A 26,316-nucleotide genomic window follows, 5' to 3' on the forward strand; every position below is an offset into this window, starting at 1 on the left:
CTTCGCGGGAAGGTTTCGGGCGAATGCCTGCCTGCGCCTTGCGCGGATGCGCCCTCGCCTTCGATCCCCGCTGAATTCCGTTTCGCCCGCGGGGGCGAGGGTCGACGCTGCGCATGATCTTCTGCGTGACTCGACTCACGGCGGTTGCTCTGCGATAGCGCCTGCTTTCGTTCCTCTGTGTCCATCACGCATGAGGAATTCACATGTCACAAGTCACCAATCTCGGCTTTCCGCGCATCGGCCGCAGGCGCGAACTGAAGATCGCTCTCGAAAGCTACTGGAAAGGCGCGATCGACGCCGACGCGTTGCACGCCACCGCGCGCGAGCTGCGTCAACGTCACTGGCAATTGCAGCGCGAAGCCGGTGCGGATGTCGTGCCGGTCAACGACTTCACCCTGTACGACCACGTCCTCGACACGGCCTGGCTGTTCGGCGCCGTGCCGTCCGGTTACCTCGAACTGGCCAAGACCGATCCACTTGCCGCCTATTTCGCCACTGCGCGCGGATACAAGTCAGCCGGACGCGACCTGCGTGCGCTCGAAATGACCAAATGGTTCGACACGAACTATCACTATCTCGTACCGGAATTGACGCGCGATCAGGCATTCGCTCTGTGTGGCGGCAAACCGATCGCCGAATTTCTCGAAGCGCGCGCACTCGGCCACGAGGCGCGCCCCGTCTTGCTCGGTCCGGTGTCGTTCCTGCTGCTGTCGAAAACCGTCGACGGCGGCGATCGCCTCGCCCTGCTCGACAAGCTCGTCCCGGTCTACGCGGACCTGCTCGGCAAGCTCGCCGACGCCGGTGCGGAATGGGTGCAGATCGACGAACCGTTCCTCGCCCTCGACCTCTGCGACGCCGCCCAACACGCATATCGGTACGCCTACGCCGCGCTCGCCGAGACGCGTACGCCGAAGCTGCTGCTCGCAACCTACTTCTCCGGGCTCGACGAGAACCTGCCGCTGGCGACCTCGCTGCCGGCGCACGGCCTGCACGTCGACCTCGTGCGTGCGCCGCACCTGCTCGACGCCGTGCTCGACCATCTGCCCGACGACCGCGTGCTTTCGTTGGGCCTCGTCGATGGACGCAACATCTGGCGCGCCGATCTGCACGCGGCGTCCGGCTTGATCAAGCGCGCGCGCGCCGCAGTCAGCGCGCACCGCCTGCAGCTCGCACCGTCGTGCTCGCTGCTGCACGTGCCGATCGATGCGGGCATGGAGAGCGCGCTCGAAATACATCCTTGGCTCGCTTTCGCGTGCGAGAAAATCGCCGAGCTGCGCACGCTGGCCGACGCGGCAGAAGGCGACACCGCCGCGCTCGCCGCGGTGGCCGCTTCGCGCGAATTGCAAAAGGCGCGACGCACATCGAAGCTCGTCGTCAACCCGGGCGTGCGCGAACGCCTGAAACAGAGCTCGACGCAATTGCAACGGCGCGGTTCGGATTACGCGGCGCGTAAACTCAGGCAGGCGCAAACGCTGGCCCTGCCGGTCTATCCGACGACGACGATCGGCTCGTTCCCGCAGACCGCCGAGGTGCGTCACGCGCGCGCCGCGTATCGCGCGGGCAAGCTCAGCGAGTCCGAGTACCAGACCTTCCTGGAGAACGAAACCGCTCAGGCGGTACGCATCCAGGAGGGACTCGACATCGACGTGCTCGTGCACGGCGAGTTCGAGCGCAACGACATGGTCGAATACTTCGGCGAGCAGCTCGACGGATTTGTGTTCACCAAGCAGGGTTGGGTGCAGAGCTATGGATCGCGCTGCGTGAAACCGCCGATCATCTATGGCGACGTTTCGCGCCCGCGGCCGATGACAGTCGCCTGGTCGCGCTACGCGCAATCGCTGACGAAGCGGCCGATGAAAGGCATGCTCACCGGGCCGGTGACGATGCTGCAATGGTCGTTCGTGCGCGACGACCAGTCGCGTGCCGAAACGTGCAAGCAGATCGCGCTGGCGCTGCGCGATGAAGTGGTCGACCTCGAGGCGGCCGGCATCCGCGTGATCCAGATCGACGAACCCGCGTTGCGCGAAGGTCTGCCGTTGCGCCACAAGGATCGGGATGCCTACCTCGCCTGGGCGGTCGCCTGCTTCCGCATCGCCGCGGCCGGCGCGCGCGACGAGACGCAGATCCATAGCCACATGTGCTATGCCGAGTTCAACGACATCATCGATGCCGTCGCGGCAATGGATGCCGATGTGATCTCGATCGAAACCTCGCGTTCACGCATGGAGCTGCTCGAGGCATTCACGAAGTTCCAGTATCCGAGCGGCATCGGTCCGGGCGTCTACGACATCCATTCGCCGCACGTGCCCGAACAGACCGACATGCTCGAGTTGCTGTACAAGGCCCGCACGCGGCTCAAGCCCGATCAGCTTTGGATCAATCCCGACTGCGGACTGAAGACGCGCGACTGGCCCGAGGTGAAGGCGGCGCTGAGCGCGATGGTCGGCGCGGCGAAGGCATTGCGCCAGGAGGCCTGATCCACGCGGGAGCCAAGCCGTTACCCGTCAGGCACACCGGCGTGTTTCGAGTTCGAATCGATCGGCGCCACGCTGTCCGCTCGTTCTTCGCAGAGAGCGACGGCGGCGCCGATCGATACGACAACCGCCTCGACGCTCGCAATCTTCCCCGCCTCGTCCGTCTGCTTCGTCGCTTCGCTTGTGCCTTGCCAGAGGCCGATGATGACTCTCTGCTCCGGCGCGATCGACTTGATCTGGCGGCAGATCAGGTCTGCATCGGCGAGCAAGGTCGGCGGCGTCGCCGAAACGACGACGAGATCCGCCGCCTCCTCGCACAATCGCGCTAGCGCGCCGCGTGCTTCGCCACGGTTCGCGGCGACGCGAACATCGAAGCGTTCCAGCCTCAGCACACGGGCAAGCATCAGCGCGGCGAGCAAGTCGCGCCCGGCGCGTGCGGGCAGCACGAGCACGCGATACGCACGCGGCGACGGCGCGGCCGCACCGTCGTAATCTTCGTCGGCATCGATCTCGTCGACCAGCACGCGCAGCGAGCGTGCGAGTGCTTTGCGCTGTTCGGCATTGAGGCGCTGCTCGGCGCGATCGCGTTCGGACGCGCGCACGACTGGCAACAGCACCTGGTCGTAGAACTCGGCCAGCGAATGCGCAGCAACGAAATCCTCCGCCATCTCGCGTCCGCGCACGAACGAACGCGGGCGCAGCAGGCGCCGGTACATCTGCTCGGATGGGGACAGCGCTTCCTCTTCGCCAAGCATCACGTTGAGAAAGGACAGGCTCGGCACGTGTCGCCCCATCACCACGAGACAGACCGTGAGCGGCGTCGACAGCAGCAGCCCGATCGGTCCCCAGATCGTCGTCCAGAACACGGCGGCGACGACGAGCGCGAACGAGGATACGCCCGTGCTCGCACCGTACAGCCACGGTTCGAGCACGTTGCCGGTGACGAGTTCGAGCGCGAGGAACAGCGCCAGCGTCGTCAGCGGTCCCATCCACGACGGCGACACGGCCAGCGACAGCAGCAGCGGCGGAATCGCCGCGATCCACGGCCCGACGTAGGGAACGAAGCGCAGCACCGCCGCAAGCCCGCCCCAGAGCATCGCGTTCGGCACGCCGATGAAATGCAGCCCCGTCGCGAGCGCGGCGCCGTAGATCAGATTGGTCAACAACTGCATGCCGAGGTAGCGGCGGATGCGCGCAGTGCCGTCGTCGATCGCGCGCGCAGTCGCGCCGATGCGCCCGTTGCCGACGAGGCGGATGAAGCGCTCCTGCAGATCGTCGGCCTTGATCGCCATGAACACGACGAGGAGAATGACGAGGAACGTGGTGCCGAGCGGGCCCATCAGCGGCTCGACGTAGGACTGCAGGACCTCGATCGGCGTATTTCTGCCGGTCTGGACGACGCGCACGTCGAGCGGCGCCTTCTCCTGCGCCTGAGCGGCGCCCTTGTCAGGTGCCGCCTGCTCGGCGGTCTTCTGCAGGTCCTGCGACAGGCGGGCGAGCTGGGTGAGCACGCCATTGCCGGCCGGCACGACGTCGCGTATCTTGGTCACGAGATTGCCGCGATACGCCGGCAACTGCTCGGCGAGATCGTGCAACTGCCGCGACAGCACGAAACCGAGTGCGATCAACGCGGCGAGCACGCCGATCAAGACGAGCACGGCAGCGGCGGTACGCCCGATCGCGCGCGCCAGCCAATTCACCAGCGGCTCGAGCATGAAGGCGAACAGCGCCGAGAGTGCGAGCGGTACGAACACCTCGCGGCCGAAGTAGAGCATCGCGAAAATCGAGACGGCGAGCGCCAGCGCCCACAACCCGTGCGTTGCTTCGGCCATGGTGCGCGAGTGCTCGGCCAGCATGCCGAGACGCTCGCGCCGGTCGCCTTCGCGATTCGCCGATCCTTGCATTGCCATGCCGCACCTCCTTCGCTGCTGCGATCACGCCTCCTGCGCTGGATCCGCACCGTCCGCGTCGGCAGGCGCAGACGCAGGCCGGTCCGTTGCTGCAACATGGTGCTCATACAGCTTGAACGCCGCCGAAACGAGAATCGCCGTACCCGCCGTGCGCCACCACAACCGCGCGGCGGAAAAGAGCAATCGGCGACGCGTGGACACGACCCATACGGCAACCGCACCGCACAGCCCGGCGACTGCTACCGCGGTCCACGGACGCTGCTGCACCGCATCTTCGACGACGGGCTGCGCCTGTTCCAGCATGACACGCAGGTTGCCGTGGCGCCAATGCTCGCCGGTCGCATCGGCGATGCTCGACCAAAGTTCGCCCCAGACGCCGGGCGCCGCATTCGCCGAGCCCGCTGCGGCATGGCGGCGCAAATGTGGTTTCCGTGCCAGTGCGATCGCGAGTGCGGACCGGCTCGCCTCCAGCGAACGTACCGCGGCGGCAACGTCCTCGTTCATGCGTCGCCTCCCCGCGTCTCGTCGGCGCCGCGCGCGGCGCGCAGCAATTCGAGATCGCGCTGCAACTGCTGGTTCAGCACCTCCGACATCGGCTGCGGCTTGCGCGTCAGCGCGAACGCGACGCACGCGCCCGCGACGAGCAGGCACACAATCGGTACGGCCCAGGCACGCCAGCTCGCAACGTCGACACCGTTCGACCACAGCGACAGAACCACGGCAGCGCTGACCAGGCCGATCAGCACGAACAGCGCAGCGAGCGCGAACGCGACCACGCGCCACAGCCACGAGCGCAGCGACGCGGCACACTCCACACGGACCAGTTCCGCGTAGCCGAGCGCGTGCTCGCCGACGAGATCGAGATGGCGTGCCAGTGCGAGCAGGAAGCGCAACATGGACTCAATGCCCAAACTGGGCGATAGAGCGCCACGTTACGCGGCTACCCCAGGCGGCAGCACCGATCATCGCCGTGTCGCACCGAGCAGCAGCGCGGCGAGCGCGCCGGCGGCCGCGGCCGCGAGCACGGCCTGCAACGGCCGCTCGACGATGCGCCCGCGCATCGCCGCGAGCGCATCTGCCGCGTGTTCGCGCACGCGCTCGCCCGCGTCGTCCGGCACCGGTTCTTCTATCTTCACGCCGGCCTTGCCGCGTCGGCGGGTCGAGGATCGCGCTGTGGATGGGCGACGGCGCGAGGCGACAGGCGCTTCGGCGTCTGCTGTTTTCGCGTCGGCAGGTGGTTCGCTCGAGCGATCCTCGAAGCTATCGTCGGAAATATCTGGAGACATGAGCCACCTCCTTTCAGGCGATGGGCACGCGGGCTTTCTGTTCCGCCGCAGCCGCACCAATCGCGATGGGGCGACCCGTTTCCCGACGGCTGCCGGCACTTACGGGTCACCCACATACCGATAGTCGCAAAAAGCGGGCGTCTATTCCTAGTGCAGCGGGTTCAGTCGTTCAGGTAGCGACCCATCCGGATGGCACCAACGTGCGGATTCCCCGCCGCTTCAGAACACCATGTTGAGCGCCAGCGCCGGCGTCACCGAGGCCGGCGCCGTGCTCGTGCGCGGAATCACGCGTACTCCGAGCAACAGGCCGATATTCGCGTCCCAGTTGTATTCGACCGCGGGGGCGAGTGCGAACGACGCGTGCGGCCCAGTGTCGACGCGCACGTCATCCGCCGCTGCGTCAGGCGTGGAGCGGCCGACGATGCGCGTGCTCGCGGCATGGCGATAGACGACGTCGGCCGCGAGCACCCAGTTTTGGGTCAAGCTGTATTCGAAGGCAAGATCGACGCTGCCGACGTCGCCCGGGCTCGCCGTACCGCGGAAGCCCCGCTCCGTGCCGTAGACGCTGGCGTCCTCGATGTTCGCATCGCGCGAGAAGGCCCAGGAAAAATTCAGACGCGTGCGCAGGATGCGCCCGTTCGGCATCCAGTAATAGGTCTGCATGTACCAGCCCAGCGTAGTCGTCTGCGCGCCGCTGCCGAAGCCGTCGCCGAGATGGTTGCCGAGGTGGTCGAATTTGCCGGTCGGCAACGACTGCTGCACGTTGAACGCCATCGCCGGCAGGCCGCTGTCGGCGTCGAAGCGGGTGACGCTCCATTGCGCCTGCACGCTGACGTCGCCGATGCCGACATGCGAAGAACCGGCACCGCCGTCGATGCGGTTGTAGCCGAAAGTCGGGATCATGCCGATGGTCAGGCGATCGGTGAGTCCGTAGTTGATGTAGGTCAGCGAGCCGAAGCCGTCGGAGTGTGGCGCCATCACGTCATATAGATACGGTTCGACCAGCCAATGTCCCTGCGGCAGCGCGCCGGCCGACGGCGCCAGCATCGGACCGGTCCACCAGGCTTCGTCCAGCGACTGGCGCGCCGACGGCTCTGCGGCATCGGCGAGCGCGCAGGCCAGCAGCGCCAAAAATCCCGCGGCACGAACGACTGTCGATACGAACGCCACGATCGAGCTCTCCCCCGCCAAAGTGCGCCTATGCTGGCCGTTGACCTGTCGACACGACAGGGTCACTGCGCAGCAAATCGACGGGGCCAATTCCGCATATGTCGCGGGCCCGTGCATCGCCGCGACCGCAGCCGCTACACTGCCGCGCATGACCGATCCGCAATCGTCCCGACGCAGCGAACTGCAGGCTTTCGTCGCCGCGCATTTTCCGCAAGATGGCTTCACTCTGGCCCCCGCCTCGGCCGACGCGAGCTTCCGCAGCTACTGGCGCGTCGACATCGGCGGCGAAACGCGTGTCGTCATGGACGCGCCGCCGGACAAGGAAGACATCGCACCGTGGCTCGACATCGGCGCGCGCTTGCATGATGCGGGCCTGCACACGCCGCAAGTGTTCGCGGTCGACCACGCACGCGGCTTCATCCTCATGGAAGACCTCGGCAACCGCACCTACCTGCCTGAGTTGAACGCGGCCAGCGCGGACGCGCTCTACGGCGACGCACTCGATGCGCTGCTGACGATGCAGACGCGCGTGTCGCCGGCGGGCCTGCCTGCATTCGACGAAGCCCTGCTCCGTACCGGAATGGAAAATCTGCCGATCTGGCTGTTCGAACGGCACCTCGGTTTCGTGCCCGACAGCGAGGATCGCGCCACGATCGAGGCGGCATTCGCCATGCTCGTCGCCAATGCGCGCGCACAGCCGCAGGTGTTCGTGCATCGCGACTTCCACAGCCGCAACCTGATGATCGCGACGCGCGGCAACCCGGGGATAATCGATTTCCAAGGCGCACTGCACGGCCCGATCGCCTATGACCTCGCCTCGCTGCTGCGCGATTGCTATATCGCCTGGCCGCGCGAGCGCGTCGACGTGTGGATGCGCGAATACCACCAGCGCCTGCGCACAGCCGCGGTCATCGATGCCGATGCGGCCACGTTCCGGCGCTGGTTCGACCTTATCGGACTGCAGCGACACACACGCCTGCTCGGCCAGTTCTGCCGACTCAACTATCGCGACGGCAAGCCCGGCTATCTCAACGATCTGCCGCAGACCCTGCGCTACGTGCTCGATGTCGCGCGCGGCTATCGCGAGCTTGCCACATTCGCCGCGCTGATCGAACGCGCCGTCGGCGACCGCGACATCACGCGCCCGCGCGCGCGGGAGCAGCCTGCGTGATCGAGCGCGCCCTGATCTTCGCCGCCGGCCGCGGCGAGCGCATGCGTCCGCTCACCGACGCGACGGCGAAGCCGTTGCTCAAAGTCGCCGGCAAGCGCCTGATCGAATACCACCTCGAAAGCCTCGCACGCGCGGGCGTGCGCGAGGTCGTCATCAATACCTCGCATCTCGCCGAGCAGTTTCCGGCCGCGCTCGGCGACGGCTCGCGCTGGAATTTGCGCATCCGCTATTCGTACGAAGGCCCGACGCCGCTCGAAACCGGCGGCGGCATGCGCCATGCACTGCCCTTGCTCGGGGCCGCCCCGTTCATCGCCGTGAACGGGGATATTTTTACCAATCTGGATTTTTCCACTTTGCCGCAAAATCCATCCGGGCTGGCGCATCTCGTCCTGGTCGACAATCCGCCGCAGCATCCGCGCGGAGATTTCGTGCTGCGCGGCGGTTGGCTATACGACGAGGAAACGCCGCGGCTCACGTTCGCCGGCATCGGCGTTTACCGGCCCGAACTCATCGCCGCGCACGCGCCCGGAAGATTTCCGCTCGCGCCCCTCTTGCGCGAGGCGATGCGAGCGGCAAGAATCTCGGGCGAGCATCACCGCGGCGTGTGGGCCGACATCGGTACGGCGCAACGGCTGGCGACGCTCGAAGCCGACATCCTGGGGGAGCAGGGCGTCGTGCAGCAGAACCCGCAGGTCGGGTAGTACCTGCAATCCACGCGGACCGCATCGCGGTGTGCGGTGGTGCGCTCGACCCGGACCAACACGGACTGCTCGCCGACAGGCTGTCGACAAACACGGTTTTCGGTCGTGGCGTCATCGCGGCGCAATCTGTCGCGGTTCAAATCGTTTGATTGACGCAAACATGGAGACCGTTCATGCCTCATCTCGCAGCACGCCGTCGTCTCGCGCTCGTCATCGCTCTGGCACTGGGCATCGGCAGCCCGCTCGCCATCGCCGCACCCTCGAGCATTGATTACGAAGACCACTTCGAATTCGACGCAAGCCTCGATGCTCCGTATCTCGCCGATGTGGCGCACAGCCGCGAATTCACCCTGCACTTGCGTTTCCCCGGTGCGGCCGACGGCAGCGTCATCGGCTGGAAGCTGGAAATCGTCGATGCCAACGGCGCCGTCGTGCGCACATGGCGCGGCGAGGAAAACCTGCAGCGCGGTTCCGTTGACGCGCAGGTGCGCTGGTCCGAGTTCGATCCGCAGAACAGCGCACTGCCGAACGGCATTTACACCGCGCGCATGTCTGCGTACGCGTTGCCGTCCTACCTCGGCGGCGGTGACACGTACGGCACGCTCGCGCAGCGCGTGGATGCCGCGCTGGGCAATTCCTCGAACGACATCATCGAACAGGATTCCGAAGTCAAGGTGGGCTATGTCGAGCCGCCGCTGATGCCCGCATTCGCGCCGCTGCCAACGAACGCTTCTACGCACGCATCGCAGCCGGACTCGACGGGCCCGCAATCGGCGCAGGCCGCACGCCAATCGACGATCGACTCCACCTCGGCTACCGCGAGCCTGCCCTACACGGTCTACTACGGCAACCTGCACAGCCAGACCGGCCTGTCCGACGGCAGCGGTTATCCGCTGTCGAGCTGCAACAGCGAGCAGAACCCGCAGAGCGGCACGGGCGGCAATGCGACTGCCGCCTACACCTATGCGATGAACCACGGTCTCGATTTTCTTATGACCAGCGAACACAACCACATGTTCGATGGTTCGACCAGCACCAATACCTCGGCCAATCCGACTTCGGTCAAGGCGCTGTACCAGTCCGGCCAGACGATGATGAGCAACTGGAACGCCTCCCACACCAACTTCCTCGCCCTGGCGGGCATGGAGTGGGGCGTGATCAGCAACGGCGGCCATATGAACGTCTTCAACGCCGACAAGCTAGTGGAATGGGAGTACAACAGCTCGAACCAGTTGCTCGGCGACATCTTCGTGGCGAAGAGCGACTACGCCAGCATGTACACGACGATGAAGAACAACGGCTGGATCGGCCAGTTCAACCATCCGGCCAGCACCGGCCAGTTCACGATCAACGGAACCGACCTCGCCTACACCGCCGACGGCGATGCGGTGATGGTCACTTGCGAAATCATGAATTCGTCCGCCTTCTCGAACGTCGAAGACGAGTCGCAGGGCGCGGGCGGTGGCTACGCGGCCGCGTGCAACAAGCTGCTCGAAGCCGGCTACCACGTCGCCTTCTCGTCCGACCAGGACAACCACTGCGCCAACTGGGGTGCCAGCTACAGCAACCGCACCGGCGTGCTGCTGCCGACCGGCCAGGCGCTGAACCGCACGAACTTCCTCGCCGCACTGCAAGCGCGCCACGTGTTCGCTACCTGGGACAAGACCGCGCAGATCGTGCTGACCACCGACGGCGGCCACATCATGGGCGACCAGTTCAGCCATTCGGGCGCACTCACCCTCACCGTCAACTATGCGCCCGGCACCGGCCGCAGCGCATCGACCGTGAAGATCTACCAAGGCGTACCGGGCAGCAATGGCACGGTCACCTCGACCACGCTGAGCGGCAATACCTACACGACCACACCGGCGAACGGCAGCTACTTCTACTATGCCGTGGTCACCCAGGACAACGGCACGCAGCTTTACTCCGCGCCGGTGTGGGTGAACCAGGGCGCGAGCAGCGGCGATACGACACCGCCGACGGTCAGCGCCTCCGAATCGGGCACGAGCGGCACGATCACGCTGTCGGCCACGGCCAGCGACAACGTCGGCGTGAGCAAGGTCGAGTTCTACGTTGACAACGTACTCAACGCGACCGACACGACCTCGCCGTACTCGTCCACGCTCGACTCGACCACGCTCGCCAACGGCAGCCACAACCTGGTCGCCAAGGCCTATGACGCGGCCGGCAATATCGGCACGAGCAGCACGGTCGCTTTCTCGGTCAGCAACTCGACGACCGACACGACACCGCCGACCGTGAGCGCCTCCGAATCGGGCACGAGCGGCACGATCACGCTGTCGGCCACGGCCAGCGACAACGTCGGCGTGAGCAAGGTCGAGTTCTACGTCGACAATGCGCTCAAGGCGACCGACACGGCCTCGCCGTACTCGTCCACGCTCGATTCGACCACGCTCGCCAACGGCAGCCACAACCTCGTCGCCAAGGCCTATGACGCGGCCGGCAACGTCGGCACGAGTTCAACGGTCGCATTCTCAGTCAGCAACACGGTCACCGCGACCGAACTGATCACGAACGGCGGCTTCGAATCCGGCAGCACTGGCTGGACCGCGACAAGCGGCGTGATCACGAATCAGACCGGCGAGTCGGCGCATGCCGGAAGCTACTACGCCTGGCTCGACGGCTACGGCGCGGCTACGACCGACACGGTCAAGCAGAGCGTGTCGATTCCCTCGGCCGCGACCACGGCGACGCTGTCGTTCTGGCTGCACGTCGACACCGCCGAGACGACCACGACGACCAAGTACGACACGCTGACCGTGCAACTGCTCAACAGCTCGGGCACCGTGTTGACGACACTGGCGACCTACTCGAACCTCAACGCGAACACGGGTTACGCGCAAAAGAGCTTCGATGTGAGCACGTACAAGGGCCAGACCGTGCAGGTCTACTTCAAGGGCGTCGAGGACAGCGCGTACCAGACCTCGTTCGTCATCGACGACGTCAGCCTGAAGTCGCAGTAACCGGGCTAGCCAAGCGGCGCGCCCGCGGGACCGGGCGCGCCTTGGCACGAATCCGGCGCGGCGTGCCAGTTCCGGAATGACTTTCCCCCACCCGTGTGGGAACACGATAGATCGGGGTGCTGCGGTACAATCCCGCCATGCGCATCCTCCTGCAAACCCAGCCGCAAGCTGCCGAAGCGCCACGCTACTATCAGATCCAGTTGCAACAGGATTTGCTCGGTGGCTGGACGCTGACGCGCGAGTGGGGCCAGCAGGGCGGACGCGCAAGCCTGAAGCGCGAGGTATTCCTCGAACGCGACGACGCGCTCGCCGCGTTCGAGCACGCGCGCGACACGCAGATCAAGCGTGGCTTTCGCCTGATGTTCAGTCAGGGAATCGATTCGCCGTACTCTTAGCCCTTCTTCTCCCGCCTGGAGAAGAGACCAAAAGAAACTTCCATGCAAAACGATCGTTTCCTGCGCGCGCTTGCGCGCCACCCCGTCGATGCCACACCAGTCTGGATCATGCGCCAGGCCGGACGCTACCTGCCCGAGTACCGCGCCACGCGCGCACGCGCCGGCAGCTTCGTCAATCTGTGCAAGACGCCCGAGTTGGCCTGCGAGGTCACGCTGCAACCGATCGCGCGCTATCCGCTCGACGCGGCGATCCTGTTCTCCGACATCCTGACGATTCCCGATGCAATGGGCCTGGGCCTGTCGGTCGACGAAGGCGTTGGTCCACGCTTCGCGAAGACCGTGCGCACGCTGGCCGAGATTGAAGCGCTCGGCGTGCCCGATGCGGAAACCGATCTGCGCTATGTCATGGACGCGGTTCGCCTGATCCGCCGTGAGCTCGACGGCAAAGTGCCGCTGATCGGCTTCGCCGGCAGCCCGTGGACGCTGGCCTGCTACATGGTCGAAGGTGCGGGCTCGGCGAGCTTCGCGCGACCGAAGGCGCTCGCACTCGAGGCGCCGGCGACGATGCACAAGCTGCTCGACGTGGTTGCGCGTTCGGTCGCCGCCTATCTTGCCGCACAAGCCGCGGCCGGCGCGCAAGCACTGATGGTGTTCGACACCTGGGGCGGCCTTCTGGCGCCGGCGATGTTCCGCGAATTCTCGCTGCGCTATCTCGCGCAGATCGCGCAGACCCTGAAGAACGATGCCGTTGCAAAAAACTTGCCGCTGATTCTTTTTTCCAAGGGCGCGAACGGCCATCTCGAAGCGCTCGCCGACACCGGCTGCGACGCACTCGGCCTCGACTGGACGATCGGCCTCGACGAGGCGCGCATGCGGGTCGGTGCGCGCGTCGCGCTGCAGGGCAATCTCGACCCGGCCGTGCTGCATGCGAGTCCCGAAGCGATCCGCGCCGAGGTCGGCCGCGCGCTCGCGGATTTCGGCGCGCATCCGGGCCATGTGTTCAACCTCGGCCACGGCATCACGCCCGATGTCGATCCCGATCGCCTCGGCGTGCTGATCGACGCCGTGCACGAACTCAGCGCCGGCAAACTCGGCTAGGCCGGTGCGGCTGCCGGCATCGGAATAGGCTGCGGCGCTGCCGGTTGTGCGTACGGCGCGACATCACGCGCGATGTAGTTGCGATCGACGCCGCGCAGGATATTGCGCACGACAGCGATCGCCGGCGACGACTCGAACACGGCAGAATGCGCGCTGTCCTGCGTGTCGATGTAGTCGCTGACGTCGAACTCGAACACGTTGTCCCAGACATTGCCCGGATCGGCGAGACCGCTGCGCCCGAGCCGGCGCGTGCCGAAGTGCTTGAGCCCCGCCGACATGCCGAGCACCTGGTCGAGGCCGGTGTACAGCGCGGCGATGCGATAGCACAGGTTGGCCATCAGGTTGCCATCGCTGCCGGATGGTTGGTCGCGCTCGAACAGGTCGTTGTCGACGTCGGCCGCGATCATGACGAACTGGTTGATCAAGCTGACGAGTTGTGGGTCGTTGAGCTGCTTCGACGCCGCGACGAGCGCCTCCTGCATCACGTAGTTGCCCATGCTGTGCGCGAGTACCGATACCTTCATGCGGCAGAACTTGCCCGGATCGTCGGTACGCGCGGCAATGCGCTGGCGCACGGTCAGGTAATCGCTGAGTTCGACCAGCAGCCCAGAAAGATCGGGCGCGCTGTCACGCGCACTCTCGCGATCGGGCAGGTAACCGGCGACGTTGCCTTTCGACGGCCAGGAGTACAGCACGAGCTGGCCCATGTCGCCGGCGCCTTCCATGAGGCCGTTCTTGATCAACAGATAATCGTTGACGGTGTCTTCCCAGTCCGAGTTGTAGCCATGCACGAACAGGCAGAGCAGCTTCTGATCTTCGTGTTCGGCCTCGGGCACGATCGGGCACTCGGTGCCGATCGCCTTCAACTGTGCGACGAAGGCCTGGCGCGTCACCTTGGTCCACGCCGCGAGCGTATGCAGTTTGCCGGGATCGGCATCGGCCGGCGCGGTGTAGAAGCCCATCGTCGCCAGGCGCGAACCGAGTCGGTCGTCCTCGCGATTGCGATTGCTGATCATCAGGTAGGGGCGCATGGCATTGCCTCCGGCCGCAGTGATACGAAGCCCGATTATGCCCTCATGCGAGCGCCGGTTTGATGACGTGGTTGACGCCTGACTGCAACGCAGCGCCGGTGATCGGTTTGCGCAAGAACGCATCCATGCCGGCCCCCAGGCACAGCGCCTCCTCGTTGCCGGCCGAGCGCGCGCTGATGCCGATCAGCGGCAGGCGCGGCGAACCCGTCTGCGCTTCGCGCGCGCGCAGCGCGCGTGCGAGGGCGAGGCCATCGAGGCCGGGCAGGTCGAGATCGAGCAGGGCCAGGTCGAACGGCGCCGAATCGATCTCGGCAAGCGCGGCAAGGCCATGCTCGACACGGCGCAAACGGTGACCCTGCGCATCGAGCAGGCCGGCGATCACGGCGGCAACGGTCGCATCGTCCTCGACCAGCAGGACGTTCAGGCTGCGTGCCGTGGCGGCTTGCGCCTGCGCGACGTCTGCCGCTTTTATACTTTTATCTTTTTCTACATCCTCGTGCAGCGGCAGGACGACACGGAACGTGCTGCCGACGCCTTCCTCGCTGGCGAGCGCGATCTCGCCGCCCATGCGCGCGACGAGCTCCTGGCAGATCGCAAGTCCGAGGCCGCTGCCACCATGACGCCGCTGCATACCCTGGACCTGCTCGAAGCGCTGGAACAAGCGTGTGCGCGTCGATTCGGCGATGCCAGGGCCGGTGTCGCGTACGCTGAACACGGCGGCGCCATTCGTGTCGCGTGCGAGGGCCTGCGCCACGCTGCCGCGGTCGGTGAACTTGATCGCATTGTTGGCGAGGTTGAGGAACACCTGCTTGATCCGTACCGCGTCGCCGCGTACGTACCGCGGCGCGTCGGATTCGATCTTGCAATCGAAGGCGAGATCCTTCCGCTCGGCGAGCGGGCGCACCAGATCTGCGACCTCGCCGACCAGCGCGTGCAGATCCAGTGGCGCATCCTCGAGTTCGAGATGACCGGCTTCAATGCGTGCCAGGTCGAGCGAATCGTTGACCATGCGCAGCATCATTTGCCCCGAGGACTGGATCGCCTCGGCGTAGCCACGCTGCTTTGCCTCGAGCGGCGTGCGCAGCAGCAGCTCGGTCATGCCGAGCACCCCGGTCATCGGCGTGCGAATCTCGTGACCCATCGTGGCGAGGAAGTCGCTCTTCGCTGCGCTCGCCGCTTCGGCGAAGCGGCGCTGCTGTTCGGCGAGCGCGAGCTCATGACGACGCAGCAGGCGCGCGCGGTAGCTGCGGAAGATCGCCCACCCAAGAAGCAGTGCGGCGAGCGCGTAGCCGGCATAGGCCCAACGCGTCGCCCACGGCGGCGCAGACTGGTCGAAATGCAGTGGCGCCAGCTCGCTCCACACCCCGCTCGCATTCGCCGCGCGCAAATGCAGCGTGTGCCGGCCGGTGGATAGTTGCGAATATTCACGCTCGCCGCGATTGCCGGTGCCGACCCAATCGGTATCGACGCCGCTCATCTTCCATTGATAGCGGTTGGCTGCGGGATTGGCATAGGACAGCGCTGCCGCGCGCAGGCGCAGGTCGCGGTCGTTCCAAGCCAGAGTTGTCGTTGTCGCACCCGCGTCGAGCGCAATGTCGTGCCCGTCTCGGCGCACCGTGAGGTTCTCCAGCACGAGCGGCGGCGGCGCCGGATTGCCGGTGACGCGTTCTGGCACGAAACCAACGATGCCGCCCAACGTGCTGCCGAACACGCTGCCGTCGCGGCGCTTGAGCAGCTGCATGCGCGAGAACTCTGCGTTGGCGAGGCCATCGTGCGCATCGAACTGGCGCACCACATGCGTACGCGGGTCGAAGCGCCACAGTCCACGCGCACTGCTGACCCAGACCACGCCCGCCGCATCGACCTGCATGCCGCCGACGGCGAGCGCCGGCCAGCCCGACTTCGTGTCGATGCGCTCGATCGCCTCGAGGCTGCCACCCTGTTCGCGATAATGTTCGAGCACGCCGGGCAGATGCAGCCAGAGCGTGCCGTCTGCAGCCCAGGCGAACTCCATCACGCGCGATGCCGGTGCGCCGGGCACCGGAGCGAAGTGCTGCACGGTCGTGTCGAAACGGTCGAGGCCGGCGCCGCTGGCGATGATGACCGCGCCGTCGCGATCGAACCCGATCTGATCGACTTCGGCGTTGCGCAGCCCCGAGTTCTGCTCGTCGAAACGTTCGACCGCATGCGTGACCGGATCGATGCGGTGCATCGCATTGCCATTGCTGCTGACCCAGATCGCACCCGAATCGGATTCCGCCATCTGCTGCACCATGCCCGGAGCGAGCGCATCGCGGCGCTTGCGATCCACCGGCAGATCGCTGAACTTGCCGCTGTTTCGATCGTAGACACGCAGACCGCGTCCGTGGCCGATCCATATCTGGTCGTGGTGATCGGCAAGGATCGACCACAGCGCCTTGTCCGGAGCGGGCATGGAGTTGGTCATTCTCTCCACGCGGCCGCTGACCGGATCGAGGCGATCGATGCCGCCCCCCAGGTTCACCGCCCAGATCGCGCCCGCTGCGTCCTCGGCCAAGCCCTGCACGCGATTCGCCGACAGGCTGTCCGCATTGGTCGGATCATTTCGGTACAGACTGAAGTTGCGCCAGTTGGCCGGCAGTCGCGCGATGCCACCCTCAGTTGTGGTGAACCAGAGGCCGCCCTCGTGATCTTGCATTGCATCCAGCACCATGTTGCCGGGCAAGCTTCCGGGCACGGCGGAATTTTCCATGTAACCGTGTAGACGTCCATCTGCATCAATGCGACCGAGGCCGTTGCGCGTGCCGACCCACAGTTCACCGGCTGCGTCGCGTACCACGGAATAGGCGTAGGCGTCGTTCAGCCCGCGCCCGGCGACGACCGTTGCGTTGCCGTCTTTGCCGATGCGTAGCAAGCCGTGGCGCGTACCGGCGAGCAGGCTGCCGTCGCCGTCGTCGACCAGGCTGGTGACGTTGAAGCGCCCGTCACCGGCGACGCCGGAGAGATCGATGTGCTGGATCGCACCGTTCGCCTCGCGCACGTCGATGCCGACATCGGTGCCGATCCACAGGCGGCCGGTGCGGTCGAAATACAGCGCAAGCACATTGTCCGACGTCAGGCCAAGGGTGCTACCCGCCTCCTTGTGCAGGTGCGCGATCTTGCCGCTCGCGGGATCGAGGCGGTCAACGCCGCCACCGTATCCGCCGATCCAGATGGTGCCGTCCGCATCGCTGGTGACCGCCCAGACATCGTTGGAGGATAAACTGGCTACGTCGTTCGCATCGTGGCGATAGTGGATGAAACGATCGCCCGCGGACGGATCGAGCATCGACAAACCATCGTCACCGCCGCACCAGATGCGCCCGTCACGATCGGCGTAGACGGTAGGCACGTCGTTGCTCGCAATCGACCCCGGATCACCTGCGTCATGCCGCCAGACGCGGAATGCCGCGCCGTCGTAACGCGCGAGGCCGTCACGCGTACCGATCCAGACGAAACCCCGGCGATCCTCGATGATCTTGTAGACGTGGCTGGACGGCAGGCCGTCGGCCACGGTCAACACCTGGAAAAACGGCGTGGCGAGCAACGCCGGTGCCGGCATGTCCGGCTTCGCCGTCGCATCGGCTGCCACGACTGCGACCGGAGGCGCTGCGGCGAGCAGCGCGGCGGCAAACATCAGATTGGCGAACATGCGTCCCTCCGCGCCGTTGCTGCCGAGATCATGCCAGAAACGCCATGCGCTCCAGTAGAATCGGACCACTCCCAAGCGGACCCCGCATGGCCAATTCCAGTCGTTCGCTGCGTCTGATCCTGACCGCCGTGCTTGCGCTCGTGCTCGCCGCCGCGCTATGGGCGACGATCGCCACACTGCGGAGCGGCATCGCGTTATGGCAGGAACTGCACGATCTGCCCGTGTGGCTGCAATACGCCGCGAGCGGGCTGATCGCCGCGGTCGTGCTCGGCTTCGCCTGGCTCACCTGGCGCCTGCTGCGGCCGCGACCGCGCAAGCCCGTCGTCGCCAAGGCACCCGAGCGTGCCGAAGTACAGGCGCGTCTCGACGTGCTCGCGCAGCAACGCGCCGACACCGAAGAACTGCAATCCGAACTTGCCGAACTCGACCGCCGGGCGCGCAGCGAGCAACTCTACGTGGCCGTGTTCGGCGAAATCAGCGCGGGCAAGTCGAGCCTGATCCGCGCGCTCGCCGCGGGTGCCGCGCCGACATCGGACGTGCTCGGCGGCACGACGCGTGCGGTCGCGCACTATGCCGGGCATATCGGCGAAGTCGAGCTCATCTATGCCGACGTGCCGGGCACGCATGAAGTTTCCGGGAAGACGCGCGAGGCTGTCGCGCGCGACGAAGCACTGCGCGCACACGTCGTGCTCTACGTCTGCGCGGGCGACCTGACCCGCGACCAGGACGCGGAACTCCACTGGCTGCGCGGCTTCGGCAAGCCGCTCGTGCTCGTGCTCAACAAGGCGGATCAGTTGTTCGCAGCCGAACGGCTCGCGCTCACCGCCGCGTTGCGGCAGAAGTATCGCGACGTCACCGATGCGCAGGTCGTGGTCAGCGCCGGCGGCACGCAGACGATCGAACGCCATTTCGCCGACGGTCGCGTCGAGACGTTGACGCGCGAACGCACAGCCGATGTCGGCGCGCTGATAGAGGTGCTCGCGCGCCAGGCACACAGCGGCGCGGCGGCGTTCGAGCCCGCGCGCGAGGCCGCGGTGCTGAGCCGGGTCGACGCGCGCGCGGCGGAACTCGAAGCCTCGCTGCGCGAACACGAAGCCGAAGCGGTCGTGGCCAAGTACACAAAGCGCGCCGTAGTCGGCGCGCTCGCCGCGGTGATGCCGGGCAGCGATCTCGTCATCCAGGCGGTACTTGCGACCGGATTGGTGCGCGAGTTGTCCAAACTGTACGACGTGCCGGTACGCGACATCGACATCGACGCCTTTGTCGCCCAGGTCAAGCTGAGCGTGCGCACCAGTGCCTCGCTCGTGCTTGCGATTGCGGGCAACGCGGCCAAGGCGTTCCCCGGCCTCGGCACACTCGGCGGCGGCATGCTGCACGCGATCGCCTACGGCCTGATTTTCGACAGCCTCGGGCGCGCGGTCGCGTTGACGTTGCGCGAACGCCACGCGCTCGATCGCGACGCGGCTGCGAGCGCGCTGTCACGCTTGCTAGCCGACACGAGCGCGGAGCGGCTCAGCCGCATCGCACAATACGCACTGGGCAACGAGAACGAAAAGTCGTAGCGCGCCGGTCTCGCATCGGATGAACAGCGAACACATCGTTCCACCGATGAGGCTTGTTCCGGTCACAACCCTATCGCATAGTTCTGTCATGTTCACCGCGCGTGTCATTGCCATCTTCGTACTCGCCGCACCGGCGGCGGCGTTGGCGACGCCGCATGATTACCGGCTCGACACGGTGCATACGCAGGTGACGGCCAGCGCCAGCCACCTCGGCTTCTCGCAGCCGGGCGGCCGCCTGCGCGTGACGGGTGGCTGGTTCCGCTTCGATCCGGACGACTGGAGCATCGCGCAGCTCGACGTGACCGTCGACGCGGCATCGATCGACTTCGGCGATGCGGCGTGGAGCGACAAGCTGCGCTCGCGCGAATTCCTCGACGTCGCGCATCATCCGACCGCGCGATTCGTCGCGGACAAGGTCGAAAAGACCGGCGAGAAAACCGGCGTCGCCCACGGCAAGCTGACCCTGCTCGGTGTAACCCGCCCGCTCGATCTCGCGATCACACTCAACCGCGTCGCCGTGCATGCATTCACGTTCAAATGGACCGCGGGATTCCACGCCAGCGCGCAATTCAAGCGTTCGGAATTCCGCATGACCAAGTATCTTCCCGACGTCGGCGACGAAGTCAGCATCCACATCGAGGCCGAGGGCATTCGCGACGCGGATGCGCAAAAAGCGGCGCCAGCCGCGAACGCCGCATCCCCCGACAGCACCAAGGAACCCTGACATGCCGTTGAAGAGCGATGCACATCAATGGGGCAGCCTGGCAAAAACCTTCCACTGGCTGGTCGTGCTGCTGATCATCGTGCAGGGCGTGCTCGGCCTGTACATGGTCGAGCTGCCGAAGCGGCCAAGCAGCTTTTGGTATTACAACTTGCACAAGTCGATCGGCATGACCGTGCTTACGCTCGCGGTGCTGCGCCTGGCCTGGCGCGCGTTCGATCGGCGCCCTGAGGAACCCGCCTCGACACCGCACTGGCAGACGCTCGGCGCACGCGCAGGACATGCCCTGCTTTACGCGCTGCTGTTCGCCGTGCCGCTGTCGGGTTGGTGGTTCGATTCGGTCACCGCGCTGCGGCCCCTGTATTTCTTCGGCCTGTTCGAGATTCCGCATATCACTGCGGCAAATCCGGACCTGAAGGATTTCGCGCGCGAAACGCATGAATGGCTGTTCTGGCTGCTCGTCGTCGTCGCCTGCGGCCATGCGGCGATGGCGCTCGTGCATCAGTTCGTCAACCGTGACGGCACGCTGTCGCGCATGCTGCCCGGACGTGCGCGCGCGCTTGCGTCCGCGCCTGCAGTCGCCACGTCCGTCGAACCCGCCCCCACTGCTTCGGAGAATGCTCATGTCGAAAACACGCCTGCTGCTTCCATCCTTGCTGCTGATCCTGCCGCTCGCGACCCAGGCGCGTGATTGGGCAACCGATCCCGCGCAGTCGACGCTGACCTTCAAAGGCACGTACCAGAACGAGGCCTTCGCCGGCAAGTTCAAGAAGTTCGACGCGGCGATCAGCTACGACGAGGCCGATCTTTCCAAGGCCAAGTTCGATGTCAAAGTCGACGTCGCCAGCGTCGACACGGCGAGCAGCGAGCGTGACGATTCGCTCAAGGGCGACGAATTCTTCGACCCGAAGAAATTCCCGCAAGCGCACTTCGTCACCGAGTCGTTCGCCAAAGCGGCCGACGGCAGCATCGAGGCCAAGGGCAAGCTGACGATCCGCGACAAGACCCAGCCGGTCACGCTCAAGGTGAAGTTCGCCGCGACGGGCGACAAGGCCATGCTCGACGTCGATACCGTGCTCAAGCGCGCCGACTTCGGCCTCGGCGCCAGCAAGGATTGGAACGACATCGGTGCCGACGTGCCCGTGCATGGGCATCTGCTGCTGAGCGGGAAATAGCGATTGTGTTGCTTCTGTCATTCCCGCGACGGCAGGAATGACGAGCGCGAGCAGTCCGACGCAGTACCATATGTCTTCATTTTCCCTGAGACGACATCGCAATGGCTGCGAGCGACTGGTGGGTCCGTCTACGCGAAAAACTGGGCGGCATCCCGACCTTCGTCGCTCCGTCGAGAAATAGCGAAGCGCGCGTCGCGCAGACCAGCGAAGCGCTGCGTACGCTGCTCGAAGACAAGAGCGTGCCCGCGAACGTGCGCGACGAGCTGACCGAGGACTTCGCCCACGTCCAGGCGTTGCTCGACAAGCTCGCAGCAGGCGAGTTGCACATCGCCGTGTTCGGTCGCGTCAGTGTCGGCAAGTCGGCGCTCGGCAACGCGCTGCTCGGGCGCGAAGCGTTCGCGACTGGAGTACTGCATGGCACGACCCGCGCGCGCAACGCCGAGCGTTGGCACGAGGTCGCAGGCCAGGGCCTGCATCTGATCGATACGCCAGGCATCAACGAGTTGTCGGGCGAGGAACGCGAACGCCTCGCCTTCGATGTTGCCGCGATCAGCGACCTCGTCATCTTCGTCGTCGACGGCGACATGACCCAGAGCGAACTCGACGCGCTGCGCACACTCGGACGGACGCAGCGCCCACTGTTGCTCGCGCTGAACAAAGCCGACCGCTACACCGTCGACGAGCGCGCGCGTCTGCTCGCGCGCCTGCGCGAACACAGCGCCGGACTCGTGCGCGCCGAGGACGTGATCGCCTGCTCCGCGCTGCCGGCCGAGCGCGTCGTGGTCCAGGTCGCCGCCGATGGCAGCGAGAGCGAGACGCGTACGGCACAGCCAAACGACGTCGCCGAACTCGATGCACGCGTGCGCGCGATTGCCGAGCGCGAAGGCAAGACACTGGCCGCACTCAATGCGGGCCTGTTCGCGGGCGACCTTTCCGATCGCGTCGCCCAGCGCGTGGCTTTGGCGCGAAAAGACCTCGCCCAGCGCGTGATCCGCAACTACTGTCTCGCAAAAGGCATCGCCGTCGCGCTCAACCCGGTGCCGGTCGCCGACCTGCTCGCCGCAGCGTCGCTCGACATCGCTCTCGTGCTGCATTTGGGAAAAGTATACGGAATGCCACTGACGCGCAGCGAAGCCGGCACGCTGATCGCAACGATCTGCGCGCAGCTTGCCGCGCTGATGGGCGCAATCTGGGGCGTGCATCTGGTGTCGAGCGCGCTCAAGGGCGTCAGCGCCGGCCTGACTACCCTCGTCACCGCCGGCGCACAGGGCGCGCTGGCTTGGTACGCCACCGAGCTTGTCGGCCGCGCGGCAGAGAAGTATCTCGTGCAGGGCAAGTCCTGGGGCGAAGGCGGCGCCAAACGCGCGGTGGCCGACATCGTGGCCAGCCTCGATCGCGATTCGATTTTGCGCGAGGCGCGCGCGGCGATCCTCGCGCGGCTGCGCGGGCAGCAGACCAGCGCGTAGTGGCATACTTCTTCCTTGGCCGCCCGAACCAGGGAAACTCTTCATGCGAATTGCCGGATCGATCGGCGCCGTTTTTTTTGCACTAGCTGGCTGCGGCAGTCATTCGAATGGGCCGGCCTATGTGGAGTTGCCTGGCTCGGTCGCGCTGCAAAATCCGGACTTCGAGGCGCCGTCTGGCACGGACGATGTCATCCCGGGTTGGGAGACGAGTCAGCATGCCGGCCCTATTTCGTACAAACTCGGCGTCGACCAAAGCGTGAGCGCCACGGGCGTGGCAAGCTTCCGCATCGAACGCATCCGCGAGCAGGTCTACGGGCAGATATCGCAGGAAGCGCCGATCGCCGCCCACGCCGGTCGCACGATCGAACTGACCGCGCAAATGAAAACGGCGGACGTCGGGCCTGCCGGCTGGCAATTGATGCTGACCTTCACCGGCGGCGTGCCGAATCCGCGCCGGTTGGCTAAACCGTTGGCCGGCACCCAGGACTTCCAGAAGGTCGCGATCCGCACTCAGGTTCCACAGGGCGCGCAGAAAGTCGAAATCGCCGCGATACTCAAAGACCACGGCACGGCCTGGCTCGACGATGTACATCTGCGCGTCGTCGATTGAGCATTGCGCAAATCAACGTGCGAGGAAACGCGTGACCGCCGCTGCGTCGAACGGCCAGCCGATCTCCTCGCCCGAATCCTCATCGCGCAACACGGGCACGCGCTCGCCGTAGCGCGCTTCGAGTTGCGCATCGTCATCGACGAACACGCTTTCGAATGCCGGTAGCCGCGCCTGCGCCAGCACCGCGAGCGCGAGATCGCAGAGGTGGCAGTCGTCACGTTGGAAAAGGATCAGGCGCATGGCATGGTGATCTTGGGCATTGAGCTAGAATAGCGCAGCGGGCAAATCCGCATTCTGTCCAAGTTCAGCCGCGCCGCACAGCGGCGACGGCTGCAACGCGGACGTTGCCGCAACCTTCCGGAATAGCCATGGCCGTCAGCGTTTTCGACCTGTTCAAGATCGGCGTTGGTCCCTCGTCCTCGCACACGGTCGGGCCGATGCGTGCGGCTGCACGCTTCTGCACGCGCTGGCTCGAAGAAAAGGGCGATCTCGCGCGCGTCGCGCGCATCCGCGCCGAGGTATTCGGTTCGCTCGCGCTGACCGGGCGCGGCCACGGCACCGACAAGGCCGTGCTCTGCGGCATCGAGGGCGAGTGGCCGGACAAGATCGATCCCGATTCGATTCCCGATCGCCTCAAACGCATCCGCGAGGCGAAGAAGATCCGCGTGCTCGGCAAGCACGATATTGCGTTCGACGAAAAAACCGATCTGGTCATGAACAAGCGCCAGAAGCTGCCGTTCCACACCAACGGCATGCGTTTCACCGCGTTCGACGCGCAAGGCGAAGTGATCGCGACGCGCGATTACTACTCGGTCGGCGGTGGCTTTGTCGTCAACACCGACGAGGCAGCCGACGACAAGATCGTGCCCGATGCTACGCCGCTGCCTTACCCGTTTTCGTCGGGCGATGAATTGCTCAAGCTCTGCGCGGAGTCGGGCAAGACGATCGCGCAACTGATGCTCGAGAACGAAAAGGTCTGGCGCAGCGAAGCCGAGGTGCGTAGCGGCCTTTTGACGATCTGGAAGGCGATGGCCGACTGCGTCGCGCGGGGCATGCGCGAGAAAGGCACGCTGCCGGGCGGACTGAAGGTGCTGCGCCGCGCGCCGACGCTGTCTGAGGAATTGCGCAACCGGCCCGAAGCGGCGCTGCGCGATCCGTTGACGATCCTCGACTGGGTCAATCTGTATGCGCTCGCGGTCAACGAAGAAAATGCCGCCGGCGGCCGCGTCGTCACCGCACCGACCAACGGCGCGGCCGGCATCATTCCGTCCGTGCTGCACTATTACGAGCGCTTCGCGCCCGGCGCGAACGACGCCGGCATCGTCGATTTCCTGTTGACCGCCGGCGCGATCGGCATTCTCTACAAGGAGAACGCCTCGATCTCTGGCGCCGAAGTCGGCTGCCAGGGCGAAGTCGGCGTGGCCTGCTCGATGGCCGCGGGCGGCCTCACCGCCGTGCTCGGCGGCAACATTTATCAGGTCGAGAACGCTGCGGAAATCGGCATGGAACACAACCTCGGCCTCACCTGCGATCCGATTGGCGGCCTCGTGCAGATTCCATGCATTGAACGCAACGCGATGGGCGCGGTCAAAGCGATCAATGCGCAGCGCATGGCTTTGCGCGGCGACGGCAAGCATCGCGTCTCGCTCGACAAGGTCATCAAGACGATGCGCGATACCGGACGCGACATGCAGGACAAATACAAGGAAACGAGTCGCGGCGGCCTCGCCGTGAACGTCATCGAATGCTGACCCCTCTGAACCGGATTTTCGCCGCGCTGCTGCTCGGCTTCGCGCTGCATGCGCACGCACAGGACTATCGCATCGTCGGGTATGTCGGCGCGCGCAATGCCGACGACCGCTGGGATCCCGGCAAGGTCGACACGTTGATCTTCGCCTTCGCCGGGGTGCACGACGGCGAGGTGGCGCTGGACGACAAGGCGATTCCCCGCCTGCAGCGCATTCTCGCGCTGAAAGCCGATCATCCGCGCCTGCGCGTGATGATTTCGGTCGGCGGCTGGGGCTCCGGTGGATTTTCCGAAGCCGCCGCGACCGCGCAGGGCCGCCAGCGTTTTGCACGCAGCGCCGCGGCCATGCTTCGCGCGCAGCATGTCGACGGACTCGACGTGGATTGGGAATATCCCGGCCACCACGAGAGCGGAATCGCGTCGAGCGAACGGGATCGCGCGAATTTCACCGCGCTGCTTGCGGAAGTTCGCGCCCGGCTCGACGAAGCATCCGCGCTCGAAGGCCGCCACGACGCGGACCGTTATACATTGAGCATTGCCATCGCCGATGGGGAGTTCGTCGACCACATCGATCTCGCCGGCGTCGACCGGCAGATCGACTGGTTCAACATGATGACCTACGACTTCGTCAACGGCCTGACCCCGACCACGGGACATCACAGCGGCCTGCACGCATCGACGCTGACGCCGCCGACCGCGCGCACGACCGATCGCGCGGTGAAGCAGTTTCTCGCCGCCGGTGTCGCTGCGCACAAGCTGGTGATTGGCGCCGCGTTCTACGGGCGCGAATTCGCCGAAGTGGACCCGGCACACGATGGCCTGTACCAGCACTACGGCCATTTCGTCGCGTACCGGGGCTGGAAAGTGCTCGGGTCCGACTACATCGACAAGAATGGTTATCAGCGCCGCTGGGATGCCGAAGCACAGGCACCGTTCTTGTGGAACGAAAAGACGCAGCACTTCGTCAGTTACGAAGACCCGCAGGCACTGAAAGCGAAAATCGCCTTTGTCCGGTCGAATCACTTGGGTGGCATCATGTACTGGGAACAGGACGAAGACCCGAAAGGCGAGTTGCTCGACGTGCTGTGGAACGGGCTGCATGGGGCGCCCGCGAAGCCCTAGCCCAGGTTTTCTGGCGGAGT

22 protein-coding genes are annotated in these 26,316 nt (G+C 65.7%); 14 read left to right on the forward strand and 8 right to left on the reverse strand.

All coding sequences use genetic code 11. The annotated features are described in order from the left end of the window. Positions 1–203 precede the first annotated feature (203 nt). The gene (gene metE / locus F455_RS0101090; RefSeq protein ID WP_018971405.1) at positions 204–2,477 is read left to right on the forward strand and encodes a 5-methyltetrahydropteroyltriglutamate--homocysteine S-methyltransferase; all 2,274 of its coding nucleotides are present in this window, start codon (positions 204–206) and stop codon (positions 2,475–2,477) included. Between the two features lie 20 nt (positions 2,478–2,497). Here the strand turns inward: metE and F455_RS19290 are convergent, their stop codons facing one another. The 5 genes from F455_RS19290 to F455_RS0101115 all read right to left on the reverse strand — a co-directional run bounded on the left by F455_RS19290 (position 2,498) and on the right by F455_RS0101115 (position 6,840). After that, entirely contained in the window at positions 2,498–4,384 is a 1,887-nt protein-coding gene (locus F455_RS19290; protein ID WP_083918745.1) for an AI-2E family transporter, read from the reverse strand. Positions 4,385–4,408: 24 nt separating this feature from the next. Then, on the reverse strand, positions 4,409–4,888 hold the full coding sequence (locus F455_RS0101100; protein WP_018971407.1) for a hypothetical protein: 480 nt from the start codon (positions 4,886–4,888) through the stop codon (positions 4,409–4,411). Continuing rightward, positions 4,885–5,280 (reverse strand): phage holin family protein, encoded by a 396-nt coding sequence (locus F455_RS0101105; protein ID WP_018971408.1) that lies wholly within the window; start codon positions 5,278–5,280, stop codon positions 4,885–4,887. The genes F455_RS0101100 and F455_RS0101105 overlap by 4 nt, the downstream gene beginning before the upstream one ends. A gap of 66 nt (positions 5,281–5,346) precedes the next feature. Continuing rightward, positions 5,347–5,670: a hypothetical protein gene (locus tag F455_RS0101110; RefSeq protein ID WP_018971409.1), complete on the reverse strand. Its 324-nt coding sequence runs from the start codon at positions 5,668–5,670 to the stop codon at positions 5,347–5,349. A 219-nt stretch (positions 5,671–5,889) separates the two neighbouring features. Beyond that, positions 5,890–6,840 carry a transporter gene (locus F455_RS0101115; RefSeq protein WP_018971410.1) on the reverse strand — a complete coding sequence of 317 codons (951 nt, stop codon included), beginning with the start codon at positions 6,838–6,840 and terminating at the stop codon, positions 5,890–5,892. Positions 6,841–6,988: 148 nt separating this feature from the next. Between F455_RS0101115 and F455_RS0101120 the strand changes: the two genes are divergently transcribed. The 5 genes from F455_RS0101120 (at position 6,989) to hemE (ending at position 13,192) form a co-directional block, all read left to right on the forward strand. Continuing rightward, positions 6,989–8,011, forward strand: coding sequence for an aminoglycoside phosphotransferase family protein (locus F455_RS0101120; protein ID WP_018971411.1), 1,023 nt, complete (start codon positions 6,989–6,991; stop codon positions 8,009–8,011). Continuing rightward, complete coding sequence (murU, locus tag F455_RS0101125) at positions 8,011–8,712, forward strand: N-acetylmuramate alpha-1-phosphate uridylyltransferase MurU (RefSeq protein ID WP_157578609.1); 702 nt, start codon at positions 8,011–8,013, stop codon at positions 8,710–8,712. Before F455_RS0101120 ends, murU begins: the two co-directional genes overlap by 1 nt. A 173-nt stretch (positions 8,713–8,885) precedes the next feature. After that, positions 8,886–11,699, forward strand: coding sequence for an Ig-like domain-containing protein (locus F455_RS0101130; protein ID WP_018971413.1), 2,814 nt, complete (start codon positions 8,886–8,888; stop codon positions 11,697–11,699). A 137-nt stretch (positions 11,700–11,836) separates the two neighbouring features. Continuing rightward, positions 11,837–12,094, forward strand: a complete 258-nt coding sequence (locus F455_RS0101135) for a WGR domain-containing protein (RefSeq protein WP_018971414.1) — start codon at positions 11,837–11,839, stop codon at positions 12,092–12,094. A 42-nt stretch (positions 12,095–12,136) separates the two neighbouring features. Next, a complete protein-coding gene (hemE, locus tag F455_RS0101140; RefSeq protein ID WP_018971415.1) occupies positions 12,137–13,192 on the forward strand; it encodes a uroporphyrinogen decarboxylase in 1,056 nt (351 codons plus the stop codon). On the opposite strand, the gene F455_RS19295 is transcribed toward hemE, so the two are convergent. Together F455_RS19295 and F455_RS0101150 are read right to left on the reverse strand one after the other, a co-directional pair. Then, positions 13,189–14,223 carry an alpha/beta hydrolase gene (locus F455_RS19295; protein WP_018971416.1) on the reverse strand — a complete coding sequence of 345 codons (1,035 nt, stop codon included), beginning with the start codon at positions 14,221–14,223 and terminating at the stop codon, positions 13,189–13,191. The genes hemE and F455_RS19295 overlap by 4 nt on opposite strands. Positions 14,224–14,266: 43 nt before the next feature. Beyond that, positions 14,267–17,893, reverse strand: coding sequence for a hybrid sensor histidine kinase/response regulator (locus tag F455_RS0101150; RefSeq protein WP_026292944.1), 3,627 nt, complete (start codon positions 17,891–17,893; stop codon positions 14,267–14,269). Between the two features lie 86 nt (positions 17,894–17,979). On the opposite strand from F455_RS0101150, the gene F455_RS19300 reads away from it, so the two are divergent. From F455_RS19300 to F455_RS0101180, 6 genes are all read left to right on the forward strand, one after another. Continuing rightward, complete coding sequence (locus F455_RS19300; protein WP_018971418.1) at positions 17,980–19,455, forward strand: GTPase; 1,476 nt, start codon at positions 17,980–17,982, stop codon at positions 19,453–19,455. Positions 19,456–19,543: 88 nt separating this feature from the next. After that, a complete protein-coding gene (locus tag F455_RS0101160; RefSeq protein ID WP_018971419.1) occupies positions 19,544–20,179 on the forward strand; it encodes a YceI family protein in 636 nt (211 codons plus the stop codon). 1 nt (position 20,180) lies between these two features. Continuing rightward, positions 20,181–20,867, forward strand: a complete 687-nt coding sequence (locus F455_RS19305; protein WP_018971420.1) for a cytochrome b — start codon at positions 20,181–20,183, stop codon at positions 20,865–20,867. Next, a complete protein-coding gene (locus F455_RS0101170) occupies positions 20,800–21,351 on the forward strand; it encodes a YceI family protein (protein ID WP_026292945.1) in 552 nt (183 codons plus the stop codon). The genes F455_RS19305 and F455_RS0101170 overlap by 68 nt, the downstream gene beginning before the upstream one ends. Before the next feature lie 101 nt (positions 21,352–21,452). Then, entirely contained in the window at positions 21,453–22,817 is a 1,365-nt protein-coding gene (locus tag F455_RS0101175; RefSeq protein WP_018971422.1) for a GTP-binding protein, read from the forward strand. Positions 22,818–22,860: 43 nt separating this feature from the next. Then, positions 22,861–23,427, forward strand: coding sequence for a hypothetical protein (locus F455_RS0101180; RefSeq protein WP_018971423.1), 567 nt, complete (start codon positions 22,861–22,863; stop codon positions 23,425–23,427). A gap of 12 nt (positions 23,428–23,439) precedes the next feature. On the opposite strand, the gene F455_RS0101185 is transcribed toward F455_RS0101180, so the two are convergent. Beyond that, positions 23,440–23,667 (reverse strand): glutaredoxin family protein, encoded by a 228-nt coding sequence (locus tag F455_RS0101185; protein WP_018971424.1) that lies wholly within the window; start codon positions 23,665–23,667, stop codon positions 23,440–23,442. A 128-nt stretch (positions 23,668–23,795) separates the two neighbouring features. Between F455_RS0101185 and F455_RS0101190 the strand changes: the two genes are divergently transcribed. Together F455_RS0101190 and F455_RS0101195 are read left to right on the forward strand one after the other, a co-directional pair. Next, positions 23,796–25,178, forward strand: coding sequence for an L-serine ammonia-lyase (locus F455_RS0101190; RefSeq protein ID WP_018971425.1), 1,383 nt, complete (start codon positions 23,796–23,798; stop codon positions 25,176–25,178). Next, complete coding sequence (locus F455_RS0101195; protein ID WP_018971426.1) at positions 25,172–26,296, forward strand: glycoside hydrolase family 18 protein; 1,125 nt, start codon at positions 25,172–25,174, stop codon at positions 26,294–26,296. Before F455_RS0101190 ends, F455_RS0101195 begins: the two co-directional genes overlap by 7 nt. Positions 26,297–26,316 lie beyond the last annotated feature (20 nt).

The sequence above is a fragment of the Rudaea cellulosilytica DSM 22992 genome, from assembly GCF_000378125.1.
GTDB lineage: Bacteria > Pseudomonadota > Gammaproteobacteria > Xanthomonadales > Rhodanobacteraceae > Rudaea > Rudaea cellulosilytica.

Excerpts from the sequence above, each read along its gene's own strand:
- metE (WP_018971405.1), top strand. The coding sequence starts at position 204 with ATGTCACAAGTCACCAATCTCGGCTTTCCGCGCATCGGCCGCAGGCGC.
- F455_RS19290 (WP_083918745.1), bottom strand. The coding sequence starts at position 4,384 with ATGGCAATGCAAGGATCGGCGAATCGCGAAGGCGACCGGCGCGAGCGT.
- F455_RS0101100 (WP_018971407.1), bottom strand. The coding sequence starts at position 4,888 with ATGAACGAGGACGTTGCCGCCGCGGTACGTTCGCTGGAGGCGAGCCGG.
- F455_RS0101105 (WP_018971408.1), bottom strand. The coding sequence starts at position 5,280 with ATGTTGCGCTTCCTGCTCGCACTGGCACGCCATCTCGATCTCGTCGGC.
- F455_RS0101110 (WP_018971409.1), bottom strand. The coding sequence starts at position 5,670 with ATGTCTCCAGATATTTCCGACGATAGCTTCGAGGATCGCTCGAGCGAA.
- F455_RS0101120 (WP_018971411.1), top strand. The coding sequence starts at position 6,989 with ATGACCGATCCGCAATCGTCCCGACGCAGCGAACTGCAGGCTTTCGTC.
- F455_RS0101130 (WP_018971413.1), top strand. The coding sequence starts at position 8,886 with ATGCCTCATCTCGCAGCACGCCGTCGTCTCGCGCTCGTCATCGCTCTG.
- F455_RS0101135 (WP_018971414.1), top strand. The coding sequence starts at position 11,837 with ATGCGCATCCTCCTGCAAACCCAGCCGCAAGCTGCCGAAGCGCCACGC.
- hemE (WP_018971415.1), top strand. The coding sequence starts at position 12,137 with ATGCAAAACGATCGTTTCCTGCGCGCGCTTGCGCGCCACCCCGTCGAT.
- F455_RS19295 (WP_018971416.1), bottom strand. The coding sequence starts at position 14,223 with ATGCGCCCCTACCTGATGATCAGCAATCGCAATCGCGAGGACGACCGA.
- F455_RS0101150 (WP_026292944.1), bottom strand. The coding sequence starts at position 17,893 with ATGTTCGCCAATCTGATGTTTGCCGCCGCGCTGCTCGCCGCAGCGCCT.
- F455_RS19300 (WP_018971418.1), top strand. The coding sequence starts at position 17,980 with ATGGCCAATTCCAGTCGTTCGCTGCGTCTGATCCTGACCGCCGTGCTT.
- F455_RS0101160 (WP_018971419.1), top strand. The coding sequence starts at position 19,544 with ATGTTCACCGCGCGTGTCATTGCCATCTTCGTACTCGCCGCACCGGCG.
- F455_RS19305 (WP_018971420.1), top strand. The coding sequence starts at position 20,181 with ATGCCGTTGAAGAGCGATGCACATCAATGGGGCAGCCTGGCAAAAACC.
- F455_RS0101170 (WP_026292945.1), top strand. The coding sequence starts at position 20,800 with ATGTCGAAAACACGCCTGCTGCTTCCATCCTTGCTGCTGATCCTGCCG.
- F455_RS0101175 (WP_018971422.1), top strand. The coding sequence starts at position 21,453 with ATGGCTGCGAGCGACTGGTGGGTCCGTCTACGCGAAAAACTGGGCGGC.
- F455_RS0101180 (WP_018971423.1), top strand. The coding sequence starts at position 22,861 with ATGCGAATTGCCGGATCGATCGGCGCCGTTTTTTTTGCACTAGCTGGC.
- F455_RS0101185 (WP_018971424.1), bottom strand. The coding sequence starts at position 23,667 with ATGCGCCTGATCCTTTTCCAACGTGACGACTGCCACCTCTGCGATCTC.
- F455_RS0101190 (WP_018971425.1), top strand. The coding sequence starts at position 23,796 with ATGGCCGTCAGCGTTTTCGACCTGTTCAAGATCGGCGTTGGTCCCTCG.
- F455_RS0101195 (WP_018971426.1), top strand. The coding sequence starts at position 25,172 with ATGCTGACCCCTCTGAACCGGATTTTCGCCGCGCTGCTGCTCGGCTTC.